At 62.8% G+C, this 18,888-nt stretch carries 16 protein-coding genes; 8 read left to right on the top strand and 8 right to left on the bottom strand.

Annotation, left to right across the window (positions count from 1 at the left end):
* Positions 1–149: 149 nt before the first annotated feature.
* Positions 150–1,961, top strand: a complete 1,812-nt coding sequence (locus MUN81_RS09765) for a tetratricopeptide repeat protein (protein WP_245117113.1) — start codon at positions 150–152, stop codon at positions 1,959–1,961.
* A gap of 72 nt (positions 1,962–2,033) precedes the next feature.
* Positions 2,034–3,017, top strand: coding sequence for a pyruvate dehydrogenase complex E1 component subunit beta (locus MUN81_RS09760; RefSeq protein ID WP_190922105.1), 984 nt, complete (start codon positions 2,034–2,036; stop codon positions 3,015–3,017).
* Between the two features lie 167 nt (positions 3,018–3,184).
* On the opposite strand, the gene MUN81_RS09755 is transcribed toward MUN81_RS09760, so the two are convergent.
* Positions 3,185–4,627: a hypothetical protein gene (locus MUN81_RS09755; RefSeq protein WP_245117112.1), complete on the bottom strand. Its 1,443-nt coding sequence runs from the start codon at positions 4,625–4,627 to the stop codon at positions 3,185–3,187.
* Positions 4,628–4,740: 113 nt separating this feature from the next.
* Between MUN81_RS09755 and MUN81_RS09750 the strand changes: the two genes are divergently transcribed.
* Positions 4,741–5,307, top strand: a complete 567-nt coding sequence (locus tag MUN81_RS09750) for a DinB family protein (RefSeq protein ID WP_245117111.1) — start codon at positions 4,741–4,743, stop codon at positions 5,305–5,307.
* A 7-nt stretch (positions 5,308–5,314) separates the two neighbouring features.
* Here the strand turns inward: MUN81_RS09750 and MUN81_RS09745 are convergent, their stop codons facing one another.
* The gene (locus MUN81_RS09745) at positions 5,315–5,743 is read right to left on the bottom strand and encodes a thioesterase family protein (RefSeq protein WP_245117110.1); all 429 of its coding nucleotides are present in this window, start codon (positions 5,741–5,743) and stop codon (positions 5,315–5,317) included.
* A 15-nt stretch (positions 5,744–5,758) separates the two neighbouring features.
* Positions 5,759–6,511, bottom strand: coding sequence for a class I SAM-dependent methyltransferase (locus MUN81_RS09740; protein WP_245117109.1), 753 nt, complete (start codon positions 6,509–6,511; stop codon positions 5,759–5,761).
* On the opposite strand from MUN81_RS09740, the gene MUN81_RS22805 reads away from it, so the two are divergent.
* A complete protein-coding gene (locus MUN81_RS22805) occupies positions 6,486–6,818 on the top strand; it encodes a DUF2256 domain-containing protein (RefSeq protein WP_348533169.1) in 333 nt (110 codons plus the stop codon). The genes MUN81_RS09740 and MUN81_RS22805 overlap by 26 nt on opposite strands.
* A gap of 79 nt (positions 6,819–6,897) precedes the next feature.
* The gene (locus tag MUN81_RS09730) at positions 6,898–7,221 is read left to right on the top strand and encodes a hypothetical protein (RefSeq protein WP_245117107.1); all 324 of its coding nucleotides are present in this window, start codon (positions 6,898–6,900) and stop codon (positions 7,219–7,221) included.
* Positions 7,222–7,307: 86 nt separating this feature from the next.
* Here the strand turns inward: MUN81_RS09730 and MUN81_RS09725 are convergent, their stop codons facing one another.
* Both MUN81_RS09725 and MUN81_RS09720 read right to left on the bottom strand, forming a co-directional pair.
* Positions 7,308–8,141, bottom strand: a complete 834-nt coding sequence (locus tag MUN81_RS09725; RefSeq protein ID WP_245117106.1) for a molybdopterin-dependent oxidoreductase — start codon at positions 8,139–8,141, stop codon at positions 7,308–7,310.
* 15 nt (positions 8,142–8,156) lie between these two features.
* The gene (locus tag MUN81_RS09720) at positions 8,157–8,882 is read right to left on the bottom strand and encodes a cytochrome b/b6 domain-containing protein (RefSeq protein ID WP_245117105.1); all 726 of its coding nucleotides are present in this window, start codon (positions 8,880–8,882) and stop codon (positions 8,157–8,159) included.
* Positions 8,883–9,208: 326 nt separating this feature from the next.
* On the opposite strand from MUN81_RS09720, the gene katG reads away from it, so the two are divergent.
* Complete coding sequence (katG, locus tag MUN81_RS09715; RefSeq protein ID WP_245117104.1) at positions 9,209–11,506, top strand: catalase/peroxidase HPI; 2,298 nt, start codon at positions 9,209–9,211, stop codon at positions 11,504–11,506.
* Positions 11,507–11,839: 333 nt separating this feature from the next.
* On the opposite strand, the gene ffh is transcribed toward katG, so the two are convergent.
* Positions 11,840–13,207, bottom strand: a complete 1,368-nt coding sequence (gene ffh, locus MUN81_RS09710; protein ID WP_245117103.1) for a signal recognition particle protein — start codon at positions 13,205–13,207, stop codon at positions 11,840–11,842.
* Positions 13,208–13,362: 155 nt separating this feature from the next.
* On the opposite strand from ffh, the gene MUN81_RS09705 reads away from it, so the two are divergent.
* Together MUN81_RS09705 and MUN81_RS09700 are read left to right on the top strand one after the other, a co-directional pair.
* Positions 13,363–14,673 carry a glycosyltransferase family 4 protein gene (locus tag MUN81_RS09705; protein ID WP_245117102.1) on the top strand — a complete coding sequence of 437 codons (1,311 nt, stop codon included), beginning with the start codon at positions 13,363–13,365 and terminating at the stop codon, positions 14,671–14,673.
* Between the two features lie 19 nt (positions 14,674–14,692).
* Entirely contained in the window at positions 14,693–16,420 is a 1,728-nt protein-coding gene (locus tag MUN81_RS09700) for a DUF6044 family protein (RefSeq protein ID WP_245117101.1), read from the top strand.
* Between the two features lie 3 nt (positions 16,421–16,423).
* Here MUN81_RS09700 and MUN81_RS09695 read toward each other — a convergent pair whose 3' ends face one another.
* Both MUN81_RS09695 and MUN81_RS09690 read right to left on the bottom strand, forming a co-directional pair.
* On the bottom strand, positions 16,424–17,356 hold the full coding sequence (locus MUN81_RS09695) for a hypothetical protein (protein ID WP_245117100.1): 933 nt from the start codon (positions 17,354–17,356) through the stop codon (positions 16,424–16,426).
* The gene (locus MUN81_RS09690; protein ID WP_245117099.1) at positions 17,353–18,825 is read right to left on the bottom strand and encodes an MBOAT family O-acyltransferase; all 1,473 of its coding nucleotides are present in this window, start codon (positions 18,823–18,825) and stop codon (positions 17,353–17,355) included. The genes MUN81_RS09695 and MUN81_RS09690 overlap by 4 nt, the downstream gene beginning before the upstream one ends.
* Positions 18,826–18,888: the final 63 nt, after the last annotated feature.

Raw genomic sequence — 18,888 nt, 5'->3', positions numbered from 1 at the left:
TAGCGAAATACAGATTGTCTGGGCTAAGATAAGGCCTTACGGGGGCGAGGGCAAGCTCATCCGCGTAAATTCGCCGGCCCTGACCCGACTAATTTCGGGTCTTTTACGTTTGAAGGGCAGGTTTTCGTTTCCCGACGTAGCACATTTCGATGAGGTATTTTTTGCGGCCCGTGGCCCAATGGCTGCTGGCAGCCCCCCTGTTATTCTCGGCCTGCGCCCTGCCGCGGGTGCTGAAACAGGCCGAATCCGGGCGCACCGTGGTGGCCCGCCCCGCTCCGCTTCTCGCCTCGGGCGAGGCCGTGCCCTTCGAGGTAACGGCCCGCGTGCCCGCCAACCACCTGCATAAGGGCGTAGCATACGAAGTGCTGCTGCGCTACCGCTACGAGCACGGCCTGCGCGAAGACACCCTCGGCCGCCTGGCCTTCACCGTGGGCAATTTCGTGTACGACGATGAGCACAAAGGCCAGCTGGTGGCCACCCAAAAATTCAGCATTCCCAACACCCCGGGCCGCAACCCCGGCGAGCTGCTGGCCCGCGGCCAAGTGCGCGAGTTGAAGAAGAACGGCAAAATGCTGCGCGCCAACGACGACCTGCTGGTAGCCCGCGGCATCGCCGACCCGGCCCGCCTGGTGACGCGCGAAGACACCGTGCTGACCCTGCTGCCCGAGCGCGCCAACAACACCATGAGCGGCACCCGTGTGCTGCCGTTTTATTTCGACGAAGACAAGTGGTTCATCCGCGGCTACTTGGGCACCAACGTGCAGGCTCTGGAAGACCTTATCGACGCCAACCAGCGCACCAAGCAGGTGCTCATCATTGCGGGCCATTCGCCTGACTCGACCGACGCCCACAACCGGGCCCTGGCCAGCAAGCGCGTCCGTATGCTACTGTACTATTACAAGCAGCGCGTCAAAACTTTCTCGTATCTCAATAAAAACGAGAACATTCGCTTCGACACCCTGGCCTATGTGCGCAAGTGGGACACGTTTCTGAGCAAGGTCACGTCCTCGGCGCTCAAGCCCGAGCAGATGGATTCGGTGGTGTCTATCATCAACGACACGCGCGGCACGTTCGAGCAAAAGGAAAAGGCGCTGCACAAGCTTTCGTATTTCGACTACATCGAAGAATACATTTACCCGGTGCTGCGCTTCGGCACCGTGGCCGTGACGTATACCGCCCCCAAGCGCTACGACTCGGAAGTGTACTTGCTCTCGAAAAAAATAGTGGAGAAGCAGGTGGAAGCCGAGGCCCTCACGCCCGAGGAGCTGCGCTACTCGGCCACGCTCACGCCCCTGCTGGCCGAGAAGCAGCGCATTTACGAGGTGGCCGCCGCCAACAATCCCAACAGTTGGGAAGCTTTTCACAACCTGGGCGTGGTGCTGCTGCAGCGCGCCGAGAAAGAGCCCACGCTCAAAACCCAGAAAGCTTACTACCACCGCGCCGCTGTCAACTTCACGCTGGCCGCGCACCGCAACCCCACGGCCGAGTTCTTCTACCACGCCGCCACCGCCTACCACCGCGCCGGCGACCGCCTCGAAGCCCTGCAGAACTACGACTACGCCATCAAGCTGGGCGGCCCGCGCCCGCTGTTGCGCAAGATTTTCTCCGACCGCGCCGCGCTCGAAATCGAAGTGGGCCAGCCCGACGAAGCCCTGCGCAGCCTGCAATACGCCGGCCCCTCCTACCAGAACGCCCTCAACAAAGGCCTGATTCTGGTGGGCCGCGAAGGCTACGACCTGGCCCTGGAGCAGTACCGCCTGGCCCAAACCCTGCGCCCCACGGCGGCGGCGCCCGTCTACGGCATGGCCGTGGTGGCCGCCCGCCAAAAGAACGAAGCTGAGATGGGCCAATTGCTGAAGCAAGCCGTGGCCCTCGACCGCAGCTACGCCCAGCGCGCCGTGGAGGACCTCGAATTTCAGGACTACGCCCAGGGCAAGGTATTTCGGGAGGCCTTGCGATAAGCTTGGCCCAACGCCCCCTGCTGTCGTAGCTTTGCCAAACGGCCCAAAACCGCTGTTTACCTAAAGAAAATCATGCGTCAAATTCAATTTCGTGAGGCCTTGCGCGAGGCCCTGTCCGAGGAAATGCGCCGCGACCCGCGGGTGTTCCTGATGGGCGAAGAGGTGGCCGAGTACAACGGCGCCTACAAAGTGAGCCAAGGCATGCTCGACGAATTCGGGCCCGAACGGGTGATTGACACCCCCATTGCCGAGCTGGGTTTCGCCGGCATCGGCGTGGGCGCCGCCGCCAATGGCCTGATTCCGGTCATCGAATTCATGACCTTCAACTTCTCGCTGGTGGCCATCGACCAGGTCATCAACTCGGCCGCCAAGCTGTATTCGATGTCGGGCGGTCAGTATTCCTGCCCCATCGTGTTCCGCGGCCCCACGGGCAACGCCGGCATGCTCAGCAGCCAGCACTCGCAAAACTTCGAGAACTGGTACGCCAACACCCCCGGCCTGAAAGTGGTGGTTCCCTCGAACCCCTACGACGCCAAAGGGCTGCTGAAATCGGCCATCCGCGACCCCGACCCGGTTATTTTCATGGAGTCGGAGCTGATGTACGGCGACAAGGGCGAAGTGCCCGAAGAAGAGTACCTGCTCGAAATCGGCAAGGCCAACGTGGTGCGCCAGGGCAAGCACGTGACCCTCGTGAGCTTCGGCAAAATGATGAAAGTGGCCTACGCCGCCGCCGATGAACTCCTCAAAGAAGGCATCGAAGCCGAAGTAATCGACCTGCGCTCGGTGCGCCCCATCGACTACGATACCCTCGTGAATTCGGTGAAGAAAACCAACCGCATGGTGGTCATCGAAGAAGCCTGGCCCCTGGCCAGCATCTCGGGCGAACTGGCCTACATCGTGCAGCGCCGCGCCTTCGACTACCTCGACGCCCCCGTTATCCGCATTACCTGCGCCGACGTGCCCCTGCCCTACGCGCCCACCCTCATCGAAGCCTCGCTGCCCAACGTGGCCCGCGTGGTGAAGGCCGTGAAGGAAGTGACTTACGCCAAAGCGTAGGAACACGCGCCGAACAATAAAACAAGGCGTTGATTTTAGATAAAGGACCCCGCTGGCGCTGTCAGCGGGGTCCTTCGCTTTCAAACAGGCGCTTCACCCAGCATTATGGACGCTTTCCCGATGCCTCAGAGTATCAGGGCGCATCCCGCAGGCAATGGCGGCGAGCCTTACCAGGCTTCCTCTCGGGCGGGCAGCAGCGAATTCTGGATATCCTGCACAATATCACGCGGCGCTTCGGTCAGGGAGAGCTGGGCCTGAGACGACGCGTAGAAGGCACTGGTTATCACCACCGCGTACAGGGCAAGTGCAGCGGCCCGTTGGCGGTTTGTCACGCTTCGCCACCACGCCACTGGCCGGGCGCTAAAAGCCACGGCTGCGCTCAAGAGCAAATGAAGCGGGAGCAAATACCGGCACTCAATGGCCGTGGGCACCACCGCAGCGCAAGGCAATAGCAAGGCAGCCACCACAATCATCAGGCGAGGCCAGCCACTCAGGGGGCGGCGAATCCGCACGACCAATAGCAGGCACGCCCACCAGATGGAATAGTTCAGCCAGGCCAGCTTCCAGGTCGGCGTGAATACATAGCGGATGTATGGCGTGGGGTATTGCACGTCCATAGCGTTGAAAACATGGCGAAACCACACGCCGACCAGCGGCAGCGGATATTGCTGCAGCAGATGCACGTACTGCGTTACACCGGTTAAATGCAGGTAAACATTCTGATGCAACAGGTCACGCCCTTCTTGGTCGATGAACACCATATTGGAGTAGCGGTAATCATCGCCAACGTTGGTTTCGTACTTCTGCATGGTCAGGCCCCATTCCAGTTGCTGAATGTATAGGCTTGGCGTGCCAGGAGGGGACGTGAGCACCCACGGCACGTTCACGCCCATGTGGTACGAGTTGAAGTACAACTGTGGAGCGAGGAGTAAGGCCATGCCCAACCCAAACGCCCCAAAACGGGCTGCGGCCCATTTCCACCCCTGGCCGGGCGGCGGCAACAGGGCCAGCAAGGCCACGGCGGGCAGGGCGGCCTGAAAAACGGGCCTCAGGTTTAACGCCGCCGCGATGGCCATCCCGGCACACAACCCCAACCAAATGCGCTGCTTGCCAAGTAAACAAGTAAGCGAGACGCACAAGGCCAGCATGGCAGGGAAATCGGTGAGGCAGAAATTGAAGTAATTGCGCCACAAGGCAAACCCCAGGGCCGCAAAAACCAGTCGACGAATCACCCCCACAGGTGGCCCTCCGGTGATGGTCTGCCACAGAGCTGGCACCGACCATCCGAACAACACGGCGGCCAGTCCGGCGCCCACCACACGGGTTACACTGAGCGTCTGCCATTGCTGGCTGTCTACGAGCTTTACCAAAGGGCTCAACAACAGTGGGAACAGATACCCGCGTAGGGGGTCGTAGCTGCTGAGGAAGGAAAAATGCCCGGACGCAAAGTGCTGTTTGGAAAGGTCCCAGTAGCTGTTGGCATCGTAATGCAGGGTCAGGTAGTCAGTGGTGGGCAGGTAATACAGGTACGCCAACAGTATTACCCCCATCGCCACCCACGCCGGACGCTGTTGAGCCCAATTCTGCAATTGCCCAATCCGATTCTTCATACCCGTGTGCTTAGCCAACATTCCAAACAAGGTGGCGTACCTTTCTTTACTATTCGATTCTTAAATTCAAAACTACACAATAACCATTTCCATTTTCCCATCAATCCTCCCGTATGAACCACCGCCTTCACCTCAAATTTGAACAACTGGAGCGCGCCACCGAGCGGCTCCTGGCCTCGGCCGAGGCATTGGGGACGGATGCGGGCCGCGCGCCGGGGCCAGGACAATGGTCGGCCACGCAGGTGGTGCACCACCTGCTGTTCATCGAAAGCAACATTCTGCAGTACGTGCAGAAAAAAGTACACGCCGAAGAATCGTTGCCCAAAGTAGGTCTTCTGACGCGGCTGCGGGCCCGCGTGGTCCGGCTACTTCTGCGTCTGCCGGGCTTCAAATACAAGGCCCCGCGCGGCGTGGCTACCCTCACTGATGCCGGCAACCTGCCCGACCTATCCGAACTGCGCCTCACCTGGGAGAGCACGCGCCGCCAGCTTGAGCGGCTGCTCAACGAGTTTCCGGGCCGGCTGATGAACCGGGCCATTTTCCCGCACCCGCGCTCGGGGCGCATCACCATCGGGCAGGTCATGGAGTTTCTGCTCGACCACCTGCTGCATCACCAGCAGCAAATGGAGCGCATCACGAAGGCGCTGCGCACGGCCCAGGCCGCGCCGAAAGCAGCGTAGGCGCGAGCTAGCGGGCCGGGGCTTCGTACACCGGCATGGCGCTGAAAGCCGCGGCCAGTTCGGCGGGCGGCACGGTGAGCTTGCGGCGGTCGAGGTCGAGCCAGGCGCCGTCGACGGTGACGGTGGCGGCCACCCGGCCGTCGGCCTTATAAATGGTGTGCACGATGCTCCAGCGCGAGCCGTCGGGCACGGCCGAGGCCAAGAGGCCGTCAACGCGGATTTCTTCGCCGATGTTTACTTCTTTTAGGTACTTGGTTTCTTCCCGAAACAGAATGGGCCCCAGGCGCAGCTCAGCGAAGCGTTTCACGTCGTAGCCCCATTGGGCGAGCAGGGCCACGCGCTGGTCGGCGGCAAAATCGGCGTAGGCGGAGTGGCGCATGTGGCCGTTAGGGTCCATGTCGGCCCAGCGAGTGCGGTAAGTGACGGCGTTGGTCATTCTTTTTATTGGTTGTTATTGTACCCGTTGCTCTTCCAGGCCCACGGGCATGAGGCGCACCAGGTATTGGTCGTTATCGTCCTCGCCGATGAAGTCGGCGGTGTAGCCGGCCGCTTCGGCGGCGTCGTTGAGCAGGGCCGCGTCGATGAACAGCCACGGGAAAGGCTCGCCCTCCTGGCCCTTGTAGCTCAGCGTGTACCGCACCTCGCCGTAATACGGGCCGTTGAGGTTGAGGAGCAGGGCACCGTCCTCGTCTTCGTAGAGGTAGCGCACGTCGGAGGAGGTGGCCAGAATCTGGCCGCCGGGCGCCAGCAGCACGCGCGCGTGGGCCAGGAATTTATCGAGGCCTTCGAGGGTGCCGGTCAGGCCGAGACCGTTCATAAGCAGCAGGATGGTGTCGTAGGGCCGTTCGGTGGGCGGCAGCGGGGCAAACAGGTCGTGCCGGGCCACGGCCAGCACGCCTCGCTCGGCCATCACCTGCACGGCGCCGGCTGACACGTCCACGGCTTTCACCTCGAAGCCGCGGCTTTGCAGCTCCAGCGAATGGCAGCCCGCACCGGCGCCCAGGTCGAGCACGCGGCCCCGGCTTTCGTCGAGGGCCTGGCGCTCCAGCTCCGGCATTTGCAGCACTGTACGAAAGAAGTAGGCGGCGGGCAGCGGCTCGTCGTCGGCCACGTTGCAGTGCACCGTGACGGTGGCTTTGGCTTGGCCGTGGTGGTAGTCGAGCAGGGCCTGGCCCAGAATGTCGGGAGCGGTGGTTGTGGTCATACGCAGGGTTGGCGTGGGGCCGGCGGCCTGGCAACGGCCGCCGGCCCCTTTACGGCTTCGTGGCCGAAAAGTACCCAAAACTTCGCAGGGCCGCCGGGGGTTTGCTTCCCACAAAGTCTCCCTTTCGCGCCCGATGCTCCCCGCCAAACTTCGTAAAGGGCAGTTGCCCACCAAAATCTGCGTCACCTGCGGGCGGCCATTCGAGTACCGCAAAAAGTGGCGCAACAGTTGGGACGACGTAAAATATTGCGGCGAAAAGTGCCAGCGCAACCGGCCCGCCGCCAGCGCAAGTACTGCCGCCAGCTGAGGGCGGCTGGGCGTCGCTGTATCTTTTTGGCCAAACTGCCCGTTTTGCTCCCGAAACAGTACCAACAAGCGCCCCATTTATGGCTTCCAATCTTGATTACCTCGACCCTGCCCTCGTTCCGCTGGAGGAAAAAGTAGATGCTTATCTGGAAACTGAGAAAGCCATCCAGCGCGCCATTGCCGTCCCGCAGGCCAACGCGTCAAGCACAAGTCAGAACGAGCCCGCTCACAGCGTGGAGCAATTGCGCCAGGACCTGGCCCACCTCGAACAGGAAATCATCGGCATGTTGCCCACCCGCGACGAATGGCTGAAGGTGAATCTGGGCTACGGTCCCAGCCGCGTGGGCGCCTGGCACATTCCCGGCACCTCGCCCGAGCGCTACGAGCTGCGGGTGGTGCATTAATGTGCGTTGGTGAAATGGTGAGTCCGATGCTTCTCTTGCGCCAACAACGCAACCAGAACTTTAAACTCATCATTTCACGATTTCGCTTAGTGCCCCGAATCCCAGTCGTAGCCCATCTCCGCCCACAAGTCATTGGGCCGGGTATCGGCGAAAGTCAGGGTGCCGATGCGCTTGAGGTGCTTGATGCCGTATTTGAGCGGGGTGACGAGGCGGAGCGGCGCGCCGTGCTCCGGCGTGAGGGGCTTGCCGTTCATTTCGTAGCAGAGCAGCGTTTGCGGGTGGAGCACGGTGTCCTGGTCGAGGCCCACGTAGTATTTGCCGTCGGGCGTGACGAGGCCGGCGTAGGGCGCCACGTCGGCGGGCGGGTTGCGCGGGTCGAAGGGTTGGCCGCTCCGGTTGGCCAGCGGGTATTTGGCCAGAAAATCGGACAGGCGGGCGCCGGCCCAGTGCACCACCACGCTCCAGCCTTCGATGCATTTCAGCTCGGTCACCATCTCCACTTTGGGTAGTGCCTGCACGTCGGCCAACGTAAATTCCTGCACCTTGTCGGTGCCGTAGCCTTGCACGCGCATCCGCCAAGTGTCCGGGTCCAGCTCGCTTTTGAGGCCGTAGGTGCCGTTTTTGCGCGGGGCGCGGGCGCGGCTGCGGGCAAACTCCGGCGCCAGCCGCGTCTGCTTGTAATAGGCGTGGCTGAGGCGGCCGTTGGCGTCGAGCACCTTGCGCAGCGGGCGCGGAATGCCGTCGTCTTCGGGCTGCGAAATCAGCCATTTCCAGCCGCCCAGGCCCACTAGGCCGGCCAGCCCCAGGCCGATAAACGAGCGGCGCGAACGACGCCGGGCCTCGGCCATCACCGCGGCTTCGGAGCGCAAGGGCTCTTGGAGTTGTTCTGCCGGAGCCGGAACAGGAGTTTTTTCAGACATGGCTGCTACGGTCAGCTAGTTGGGAGAAAGGGAAGCATCGGCGGGCGGCAGGGCCGTGGGGCCGGCCTTGACTTCGTGCGTAGCGGGGTTCACCTCCACGATTTCAAAACCCGCCACCATGGCCCGGAAATTATTCCAGCCCGCCCGCACCACCTGGGCAATGTGCACCACGAAAAACAGCACGTAGCCGATGGTGAGAGCAAAGTGGATGATTCGCGCGAACTCGTAGCCGCCCAGCAGCTGCGTGAGCCAGCTGAACTGCACCGGCTTGTAAATGGCCAGCCCACTGAGCACCGAGCCCACGCCCATCAGAATGACGCTGGTGTAGGCAATCTGCTGGGCGCCGTTGAATTTGCGCACCGGCAGCGACTTTTTGGAGAGGCCCAGGTCGTGCAATACTACTTGGATGGCTTCTTTGAACGAGTGCCGGGTGGGCAGCAGGTAGCGCCACTCGCCCGAGAAAATGGTGTAAAGCACGTAGAGCAGGCCGTTCAAGAAGAACACCCACATCAGCACGAAGTGCCAGCTCATGCCCTTGGCGAGTTGGAAAGGGATGTTGAACGCCTCATAGAACGACTGCGGAAAGAACTTGAGCAGCGTGGTGTTACCCCAGCCGAGGCGGTACACGTCGTTGGCCCAGTAAATCCAGAGCCCGCTCCAAATCATGAGGGCAAGGACCGGAAAATTGACCCAGTGAAACCAGCGAATGGCCAGCGGGTGCTTTTCAACGAGCTGTTTCATAAATTTTGAGATGCGCGGGAAACAGGTGCAAGGTACTGCGGACGCGTGGGCCCGCCCTGCCAGACGGGCCGCCCCGCTCAACCTTACACCGCCCCCGGCCCAACAGTCAATTTCTGAACGCCGGCCCCCTGCCGGGATGCGGATTGCAGCGGCATCGCCTTACACAATTTTGGCTTATAAGCACCTCTGTAGGCGAATTACCGTAAAGCACGGCCGTAACCGGCGGGCGCTTGCAACTTAGTTAATGCGCCCTTCACAATCACAGCGGTACGTTGCTGAACGCTGCCGCTAATCCACTTGCATTCTGCCAACAACCCCAAACTTTTATGCTCCACATCGAACACGACAAAACCAACACCGCGTCCTTCAACATGCAGGGCAAGTGCCCCTTCGGCGGCGACCGCATCGGCGGCGTGGAAGGTACCCCGCCCACCCTCGCCGACTGGTACCCCAACCGCCTGAAAGTGGAGCTGCTGCACCAGAACGGGCCACAGGCCAACCCGCTGGGCGAGGATTTCGACTACGCCGCTGCCTTCAATAAGATTGATTTGGAGGCGCTGAAGCAGGAAATCAAAAGCTTCCTGACCACGTCGGTGGACTGGTGGCCGTCGGACTACGGCAACTACGGCCCGCAGATGATTCGCATGGCCTGGCATTCGGCCGGCACCTACCGCATTGCCGACGGCCGCGGCGGCGCCGGCGAGGCCCTGCAGCGCTTCGCCCCCATCGACAGCTGGTGGGACAACGGCAACACCGACAAGTCGCGCCGCCTCATCTGGCCCATCAAGCAGAAGTACGGCAGCGCCCTCTCCTGGGCCGACCTCATCGTGCTGACCGGCAACTGCGCGCTGGAAATCATGGGCTTCCCCACCTACGGCTTCGCCGGCGGCCGCCAGGATGCCTGGGAGGCCGACAACGCCACTTACTGGGGCCCCGAGGTGATTCACGACCTGCGCACGGCCGAGGCGCCCGACAAGATGGTGAACCGCGATAAGCGCTGGCGCGGCCAGAACGGCGACGCCGACTACGACCTCGAAAACCCGCTGGCCGCCTCGCACCAAGCCCTGATTTACGTGAACCCGGAAGGGCCCTACGCCAACGGCGACCCGCTGGGCTCGGCCCGCGACATCCGGACCACCTTCACGCGCATGGCCATGAACAACGAGGAAACCGTGGCCCTCATTGCCGGCGGCCACGCCTTCGGCAAGAGCCACGGCATGGTGCCCTCGAAGGAAATCGGGATGCCGCCCGAAATCGCCCCAATGGAGCAGATGGGCCTGGGCTGGCACAACCCGCGCGGCAACGGCAACGCCGAAAACACGATGACCAACGGCATCGAAGGCAGCTGGACACCCAACCCCACGCAGTGGGACAACGACTACCTCACCAACCTCTTCAAGTTTGAGTGGGAGCAGACCAAAAGCCCGGCCGGCGCCCTGCAGTGGACGCCCGTGGACAAAAACGCGCCCAAAACGCCCGACGCCCACATCCCCGGCCAGATGAACGCGCTGATGATGATGACCACCGATATCGCGCTGAAGGAAGACCCCGAATACCGGAAGGTATGCGAGAAATTCCTGGGCGATTTCGACGCCTTCACTCAGGCCTTTTCCAAAGCCTGGTACAAGCTCACGCACCGCGATATGGGCCCGCGCGAGCGCTACCTCGGCCCCGAAAAGCGCAACGATAACGACCTGCTGTGGCAGGACCCCATCCCAGTGGCCGACTACACGCCTATCGACGCGGCCGACGTGGCGGCGCTGAAAAAGGACATCATGGGCCTGAGCCTGTCAGTGTCTGACCTGGTGTTCACCGCCTTCTCGGCAGCCGTGACGCACCGCCACAGCGACAAGCGCGGCGGCGCCAACGGCGGCCGCCTCGCCCTGACCCCGCAAAAGGATTGGGCTGTGAACCGCCGCACGGTGCCCGTGGTAGCGGCCCTGCGCACCCTGCAGGAAAAATTCAACGGCGCCGCCGCGGGCGGCAAAAAAGTGTCGCTGGCCGACCTCATCGTGCTGGGCGGTTGCGCGGCGCTCGAAAAAGCCGCCGCCGACGCGGGCGTGCCTACCGAAGTGCCCTTCACCCCCGGCCGCCGCGATACCACGCAGGAACTCACCGACATCGAGATGTTCAACTGGCTCAAGCCCGTGGCCGACGGCTTCCGCAACTACCTCGACAAAGGCTTCAAAGACATCGCCCAAGGCGTGGCCCCGGAGCAGATGTTCCTCGATAAAGCACAGCTGCTGTCGCTGACCGCGCCCGAGTGGGTGGCCCTCACCGGCGGCCTGCGCGCCATGAACGCCAACCACGACAGCTCCCCTTACGGCATCTTCACCGACCGCGTGGGCGTTCTCACCAACGACTTCTTCACGGTGCTCACCAGCCCGGACTTCGATTGGAAAAAGGCCGACCCGGCGGGCCTGACCTTCACCCTCGAACCCCGCACCGCTGGTAAGAAGGGCTACGCGGCCACCCGCGCCGACCTCGTATTCGGTTCGAACAGCCAGCTCCGTGCCGTGGCCGAGGTGTACGCCGGCCAGGACGGCCACCCGCGCTTCGTGAAGGCCTTCGTGAAGGCTTGGCACAAGGTGATGATGTTGGACCGCTACGACGTGAAAGCCTAGCGTTGCTCAGTGCAAAGCCGCGATTGACAAAAGCCCGGCCCCGCAGAGCGGAGCCGGGCTTTTATTTGGACCTCACAGCCAAAGCAATAAAAAAAGGACGACGCAGCGCGCCGTCCCTTTCCATACCAAAACACCTTAAAAAACTATTCTTTCACGATGAGGCTAACAAGAATTGCACCAAAAGATTCCTGACTCGATAACTTTTTCAGCTGGGCCGTTCTGATTTGCCCGTTGCTGCCCTGCTTTTCCTTGCTCTCGGCGCACGGCCCCAACGAAAAAGCCCGGACAATTGTCCGGGCTTTTTCGTTGGGGCCGTGCGCCGTAGCGCCGACGTTAGCGGCCCATCATGCCGCCGCCACCGCCGCGCATGCCGCCCATCATCTTCTGCATCTGGGCGAGGCCGCCTTTGGTCTGGCTGAGCTTGTTCATTTTGCGCATCATCTGGCGCATCTGGTCGAACTGCTTCATCAGGTCGTTCACCTGCTGCAGCTCCGTGCCCGAGCCTTTGGCTAGGCGGCGCTTGCGCGAGGCGTTGAGCAGGTCGGGGTTAGCGCGCTCCTGCTTGGTCATGCTCCGAATGATGGCCTCGACGGGCTTGAAGGCGTCGTCGTCGATTTCCACATCCTTCATGGCCTTGCTCATGCCCGGAATCATGCCCATCAAGTCCTTGATGTTGCCCATCTTCTTGATTTGCTCGAGCTGGCCGAGGAAGTCGTTGAAGTCGAATTGGTTCTTCCGGATTTTCTTTTCGATGCGCTTGGCTTCGTCCTCGTCGAACTGCTGCTGCGCCCGCTCCACCAGCGAAATCACGTCGCCCATGCCCAGGATGCGCTGGGCCATGCGGTCGGGGTAGAACAGGTCGAGGGCGTCCATCTTCTCGCCCGTCGAGATGAACTTGATTGGCTTTTCCACCACGGCCCGAATGGAGAGGGCCGCACCGCCGCGCGAGTCGCCGTCGAGCTTGGTGAGCACCACGCCGTCGAAGTTGAGGCGGTCGTTGAAGGTTTTAGCAGTGTTCACGGCGTCCTGGCCGGTCATGGAGTCCACCACAAACAGCGTTTCGCTGGGGTTGATGGCCGACTTCACGGCCTCAATCTCGCGCATCATCTGCTCGTCCACGGCCAGGCGGCCGGCGGTGTCGATAATCACCACCTTCTTGCCGTTTTTGCGGGCGTAGTCGATGGCGTTGCGCGAGATTTCAACCGGGTTTTTGTTCTCAACTTCCGAATACACTTCCACGCCGATTTGCTCGCCCAGCACCTTCAACTGGTCGATAGCAGCTGGGCGATACACGTCGCAAGCCACCAGCAGGGTGTTGCGGCCCTGCTTCTTGACGTAGCTGGCCAGCTTGCCGGCGAAGGTGGTTTTGCCCGAACCCTGCAGGCCCGAGAGCAGAATCACGGCCGGGTCGCCCTTGATGACGATGTCCTTCTTCTCGCCGCCCATGAGCTCGGTGAGCTCATCGTAGACGATTTTGACCATGAGCTGGCCCGGCGACACGGCCGTGAGCACGTCGCGGCCCATGGCGGCATCTTTGATTTTGTCGGTTACTTCTTTGGCAACCTTGTAGTTAACGTCGGCATCGACCAGGGCGCGGCGGATTTCCTTGATGGTGGCCGCGACGTTGATTTCCGAGATGCTGCCCTGACCTTTCAGGGTTTTTATCGCCCGGTCGAGCTTAGTGGAGAGATTATCAAACATGAATCGCTGAGTTGAGCGGGAGGTACGGAAGAAGCCGACCGGGCGCGGACGAGCCGCGCGAAATCAGGCAGTTATTGAACCCCAAAAGTAACCACAAAAGGCCGAAAACCGGCAAAGCGTGTACCTTCGCGCCCCGCCTGCTCTCCCCTGCTCCCGTGCCCGCCACCCGTCCGTTGCGCCTGCTTGTCATCACCTATTATTGGCCGCCATCGGGCGGGGCCGGCGTGCAGCGCTGCCTCAAGTGGGTAAAGCACCTGGGCCAGTTCGGCGTGGAGGCCACCGTGATAACCGTGGACCCGGCCCAGGCCACCTACCCCGTGCGCGACGAAAGCCTGCTGGCCGAAGTGCCCGCCGATGTGCGCGTCATCCGCACCAAAACCTCGGAGCCCTTTGAAAGCTACAAGAAGCTGACCGGGCGCGCCGTGCCCTACGGCGGCTTCGCCAACGAAGGCAAGCCCGGTCTGATGCAAAAAGCCCTGCGCTTCGTGCGTGGCAACCTGTTCATTCCGGACCCGCGCCGCGGCTGGAACCGCCACGCTCTGGCGGCGGTGGAGCAACTGCTGGCCGCCGGTGAGCAGTTCGACGCCGTGCTCACGTCCTCGCCGCCGCACTCCACGCAGCTCATCGGGCTGGAGCTGAAAAAGCGCCACGGCCTGCGCTGGCTGGCCGACCTGCGCGACCCCTGGACGGACATTTACTACTATAAAGACCTGCACCACACGCCGCTAGCGTCCTGGCTCGATGCGCGCTACGAGCGGCAAGTGCTGACGCAGGCCGATACCGTGCTGGTGACTTCGCCCGAAACCAAGCGGCTGTTTCTGGCCAAGCTGCCGGAGCTGCCGGCGGGCAAGTTTCAGGTGCTGCCCAATGGCTACGACGAGTCGGATTTTCAGAAGCTCTCGCAGCCGCCTTCCGACTACCTGCGCATTACGCACACCGGCACCATCACGGAGCTTTATAACATTGAATGCCTGCTGGAAGCCGTGGCCACCTGCGCCAAACGGCACCCCGACGTGCCGCTGCGGCTGCGCTTTGTGGGCCAGGTATCGGCGCAGCTGCGCGGGCAGATTGAGCGGGCGGGTTTGCAGGCGGCTACGGAGTTCATTCCGTTTGTGCCACACGACAAGTCGGTGGAATACCTGCTCAGTGCCTCCGCGCTGCTGATGGCCATTCCGGACGTGCCGCGCAATTTCGGCATCCTGCCCGGGAAGATTTTTGAGTACCTGGCGGCGAACAAACCCATTCTGTGCGTGGGCCCGGCCGGTTCCGATGCCGACAACCTGCTGCAGGAATGCGATGCGGGCCAAGCTCTGCCCTATCGCAACTTGGCCCTGATGCTGGCCACGCTGGAAACCCTGGTGGCCCAGTGGCGCCACAACCCCAACCTCGACCTGCCAGCCGTGAGCCACCACCGCTACTCGCGCCGCGCCCTCACGGCGCGCCTGGCCGAAATTGCCGCCAGCTAGCCATGCTGACCGAAGGACAATGAAAACCGGGCGCACATTTCTACGGCCGTTGCCCCTGGCGCTGGCGGGGCTGGTGCTGTTTCTGCTGCCGTTTCTGGCGCTGGGCAGCCACAGCTTTATCACCATCCACGACAACCTGGACACCGAAATCGGCAGCCCTTATCTGCTGAACAAGTTTCGGGTGGTGTTCGACTATCGGCCTACTACCGTGATACCGAGCATCATGAACGGGTTGCCGCGCAACGCCCTGCGCTCGGGGCTGAACCCGACGGTGTGGCTGTTTGGGATGTTTCTCCCCTGGGCCGCTTACCTCATAAACCAGGTGTTGGTGCGGCTGCTGGGGTTGCTGGGCATGTGGGCGCTGCTGCGCCACCGCTGGCTGCCGGGCCCAAAGCGGCGGTGGCTGGCGGCGGGCCTGGCGCTGGCCTGGGCCACGCTGCCCATTTATTCCGTGTATGGCCTGACGGTGCTAGGGCAGCCGGCCCTGCTGCTGGCAGTGTTGCGCCTGCGCGAAGGCCGCGGGAAGTGGTGGCCCTGGCTGCTGGTGGCGGCATTTCCGGTGTGGTCGTTTTTTGTGTTTGTGGGTCCTTTCCTTGGCGGGGCCATGGCGGGGCTGGCGCTGTATGACGCCTGGCACGGGCGCCGCGCGGCTGCGTGGCGAGTCAGGGCCGCCGCGGCCCTGCTGGCGCTGATGTACGTGGTGGTGGAGTGGCCGCTTTTTTATTCGCTGCTGGTGACGCAGCAATTCGTGTCGCACCGCGTCGAGCATGATTTGCTGCGGACGGTGGCGTTTGGGCTGGGGCCCGGCCTGCGCTCGGCGGCTAATTTCCTGTTGCTGGGGCAATACCATTCGAGCCAGTTTTTTCGCGGGGCAATGGCGCTGGCGGTGCTGGCGGCTCTGGCCTGGGGCCGGGGCGGCTGGCGGGTGGCCGCGCGCCGGCTGGCCCCTTGGGTAGTGGGCATGGTGGGCGTGGCCATTTTCTGCGGGTTTGTGCTACAGGGCGTGGCCTTGGTGCAACACCGCCTGCCGCTGCTACACGCCTTCAACCTCACGCGGCTGGGGTTCCTGCTGCCGCTAGCCAGTTTTGGCGTGCTGGCGCTGAGCCTACGGCTGCTGCCGCCCCGCCGGCACCTGGTGGCCGGGGTGCTGGTGGCGGGGCAGCTCTGCATCGGCCTGCTGATGAATACCGAATGGACCAACAACCTGCGCGAGCTGGCCGGGCATCCCAAAAAGGGCCAGCCGAATTACGCCCAGTACGTGGCCACGCCGCTATTCACCAACATCAAAACCTACTTAGCTCAGCGCACAGGTATGCCACCCAGCGGCTACCGCGTCGGCTGCCTCGGCTTTGCGCCCGCCGTGGCCCAGCTCAACGACTTCTACACCCTCGACAGCAACCAGAACAGCTACCCGCTGAGCTACAAGCACCGGTTCCGCCCCCTCATTGCCGGCGAGCTGGCCAAAGACCCCGCCCTGCGCACCTACTTCGATGCCTGGGGCAACCGCTGCTACTTTTTCTCGCACGAGCTGGGCCGCAACTTTCTCGTGCCCGCCTCGCCCGTGCGCACCGTGCAGGACTGGGCCCTTGATGCCGCCGCGTTCCGAAAAATGGGAGGCCGCTTCATCTTCAGCGCGGCGCGGCTGGCTAGCCCCGCCCGTAGCGGCCTGCGGCCCGTGGCCGACTTTGCCGATGCCCGGGCCTACTGGCACATCTACGTGTACGAAGTGGCTGCACAAGCGCGCTAGTGGTCAATGAACCAGCAATTTGCGCAAATCACTGGCCAGCTGCCGGCTAAATGGCCCGCTGGCGCTGCGCTGCAAATGGTTGCCGTCGGTGGTGGCGTAGGGTGCGCGGCTGTAATCCAGATAGGGCACGGCTGCCTGCGCGGCTAGCCGGCGTATTTGCCCGTCAAAATCGGGCTGGTACGTGTCTTCCAAAGCCAATAGCGAAGGCCCGACGGGCAGTCGCACCAGCACTACCTGCCCGTGCTGTTGCAGGAAGTGCACCGTTTGCCGCAGGGCCTGCAGGCGGCCCGCCGAGAGGTGCTGGCTGGCGGCCAGCAGGCGGTAGTCCTGGAGCTTGCGGGCGGTGCGGGCGCGCACCTGGGCGCTGTCGGTACCGATGTTGACCTCCAGCCAGCCGTCAGGGTGCAGGCGTTCGGTGGCGGTGGCGTAGTCGAGCAGCAGGCGGTAGAGCGGCTTGGTCTGGTAGGTGGTCAGGTAGGCCAGATTGGGGTTCTGGCTTACCTCGTGAAGCTGGCCGATGAAAGAATTGTTTTCGGGATAAACCCCTTCCGGCCCGGTGAGTGAGAGCGACCACGGGTCGACGGCCACCACAAACAGGCCCTTGCGCACCTCGGACCGCAGCTTGCGCTGCATGCTGCGCAGGTACGCCGGCCCGTAGGGCGAGTGCGTGAGCGTGAAGGCATAATTCAGCCACGGCCCCTCAAATTGCTGCCCCAGTTGCGCGGCCAGCAGCGCCGGCCGAATGCCCTGCGCCGCCCGCGAAGTACCCAGAATAAGAGAGCCCGCCGGCGGCCCCGTGAAGCGGCCATAAAACGCATCGACCCGCCCGCGCAGCACCACCGGCCCGAGGGCCAGCGCGGCGAGCAGCAACGCGCCCACTAGCAGCATCAGCCGCCCCAGCAGCTTCCAAACCGCAGAAAGTTGGGGCGTTTTCAAAATTGAAAATAGATAAACGAGGTGCTATTGAACACACCCAAATACAGAATCAGCAAGGCCAAGCCCACGTAGCCCGACCAGCGCACCGCCACCGACTGGGCCGAAACCCAGGCCTGCAGGCTACGCGCCCGGCCAAAATATTCGACGCCCAGCATCAACAGGACCCCGAAGGCGGCCACCGCCAGTTCGGGCCGGTAGTGCTGCGAAAACTCCAGCAGCAGCGTGGTCGTGCCCCTCCCCCCCAACTGGTCCCAGCCGTTGAATAGGTGCTGGCTGATAAAAACGGCATCGCCAAAGGTGTTGGCGCGAAAGAAAATCCAGGCGTAGGCCACCAGCCCGAACGTGACCAGCACGCCCCACACCCGCCGCAGCCGCGGGTGCCCGGCCAACCCGGTAAGCTGGGCCAGCCGCTCCTTCAATGGGCGCGCCCAGGTACTGAGCACCAGGTACAAGCCGTGCAGGCCGCCCCACACCAGAAACGTCCAGTTGGCGCCGTGCCAGAGGCCGCTGATGAGGAACACGGCCAGCAAGTTGGCGTAAGCACGGGCGGGCCGCACCCGGCTGCCGCCCAGCGGAATGTACACGTAGTCGCGGAACCAGCTCGACAGCGAAATGTGCCAGCGCCGCCAGAATTCGGGCACCGAGGCCGAGAGGTAGGGCTGCCGAAAGTTGAGGTTGAAATCGAAGCCCAGCACGCGGGCCGCGCCCCGGGCCATGTCCGTATACCCCGAGAAGTCGCCGTAAATCTGGAAGGTGAAGGCCAGCGTGGCCAGCACCAGCAGCGGCCCCTCGGGATGCTGGCGCGGGTTGTTGAACACGGGATTCACGAGCAGGGCCAGGCGGTCGGCCACCACCACTTTTTTGAACAGGCCCCAGGCCATGAGCCGCAGCCCGCTCACGATGCGGGCGTAATCGAAGCGGTGCTCCCGCCGAAACTGCGGCAGCATGTGCCCGCCCCGCTCGATGGGCCCGGCCACCAGCTGCGGAAAAAACGCCACGAACAAGGCAAAGCGCCCAAAATTCCGCTCCGCTTCCAGCCGGCCCTGGTACACATCGATGATGTAGCCCACCGACTGAAACGTGTAGAACGACACGCCCACCGGCAGCAGCAGCCCCAGCGCCGGCCCGCTGCCGTGCGGCAGGTGAAAGGCCTCGGCCAGCTGCAGCACCGAATCCCGAAAAAAGTTGAAGTACTTGAAAACAAACAGCGTACCCAGGTTGCTAACCAGGCTAAGGTAGAGGTAGGGCCGCCGCTCCTGTTTGGTGGCCAGCTGGCTCATGCGGTAGCCGCTGTAGTAATCCACCAGCGTGGTGGCCAGCAGCAGCAGGGCATACACGGCCCGCCAGCTCATGTAGAAGTAGTAGCTGGCCAGCAGCAGCAGCGGCCCGCGCCAGCGCGGCGGCAGGCCGAAATACAACCCGACTACCAGCGGGAAAAAGACCAGAAAGTGGAGGGAGTTGAATAACATCGGGGCCGCGGCAGAAGCTCTGCGGCGCGAAGGTCGGGAATGTAGCGTGGACTCGGCGAGTTC

Source organism: Hymenobacter sp. 5317J-9, from assembly GCF_022921075.1.
GTDB lineage: Bacteria > Bacteroidota > Bacteroidia > Cytophagales > Hymenobacteraceae > Hymenobacter.
This window is presented reverse-complemented; position numbering and strand designations above follow the sequence as displayed.

Coding starts and splice junctions, on each gene's coding strand:
- MUN81_RS09765 (WP_245117113.1), top strand. CDS start 150: ATGAGGTATTTTTTGCGGCCCGTGGCCCAATGGCTGCTGGCAGCCCCC.
- MUN81_RS09760 (WP_190922105.1), top strand. CDS start 2,034: ATGCGTCAAATTCAATTTCGTGAGGCCTTGCGCGAGGCCCTGTCCGAG.
- MUN81_RS09755 (WP_245117112.1), bottom strand. CDS start 4,627: ATGAAGAATCGGATTGGGCAATTGCAGAATTGGGCTCAACAGCGTCCG.
- MUN81_RS09750 (WP_245117111.1), top strand. CDS start 4,741: ATGAACCACCGCCTTCACCTCAAATTTGAACAACTGGAGCGCGCCACC.
- MUN81_RS09745 (WP_245117110.1), bottom strand. CDS start 5,743: ATGACCAACGCCGTCACTTACCGCACTCGCTGGGCCGACATGGACCCT.
- MUN81_RS22805 (WP_348533169.1), top strand. CDS start 6,486: ATGTCGGGAGCGGTGGTTGTGGTCATACGCAGGGTTGGCGTGGGGCCG.
- MUN81_RS09740 (WP_245117109.1), bottom strand. CDS start 6,511: ATGACCACAACCACCGCTCCCGACATTCTGGGCCAGGCCCTGCTCGAC.
- MUN81_RS09730 (WP_245117107.1), top strand. CDS start 6,898: ATGGCTTCCAATCTTGATTACCTCGACCCTGCCCTCGTTCCGCTGGAG.
- MUN81_RS09725 (WP_245117106.1), bottom strand. CDS start 8,141: ATGTCTGAAAAAACTCCTGTTCCGGCTCCGGCAGAACAACTCCAAGAG.
- MUN81_RS09720 (WP_245117105.1), bottom strand. CDS start 8,882: ATGAAACAGCTCGTTGAAAAGCACCCGCTGGCCATTCGCTGGTTTCAC.
- katG (WP_245117104.1), top strand. CDS start 9,209: ATGCTCCACATCGAACACGACAAAACCAACACCGCGTCCTTCAACATG.
- ffh (WP_245117103.1), bottom strand. CDS start 13,207: ATGTTTGATAATCTCTCCACTAAGCTCGACCGGGCGATAAAAACCCTG.
- MUN81_RS09700 (WP_245117101.1), top strand. CDS start 14,693: ATGAAAACCGGGCGCACATTTCTACGGCCGTTGCCCCTGGCGCTGGCG.
- MUN81_RS09690 (WP_245117099.1), bottom strand. CDS start 18,825: ATGTTATTCAACTCCCTCCACTTTCTGGTCTTTTTCCCGCTGGTAGTC.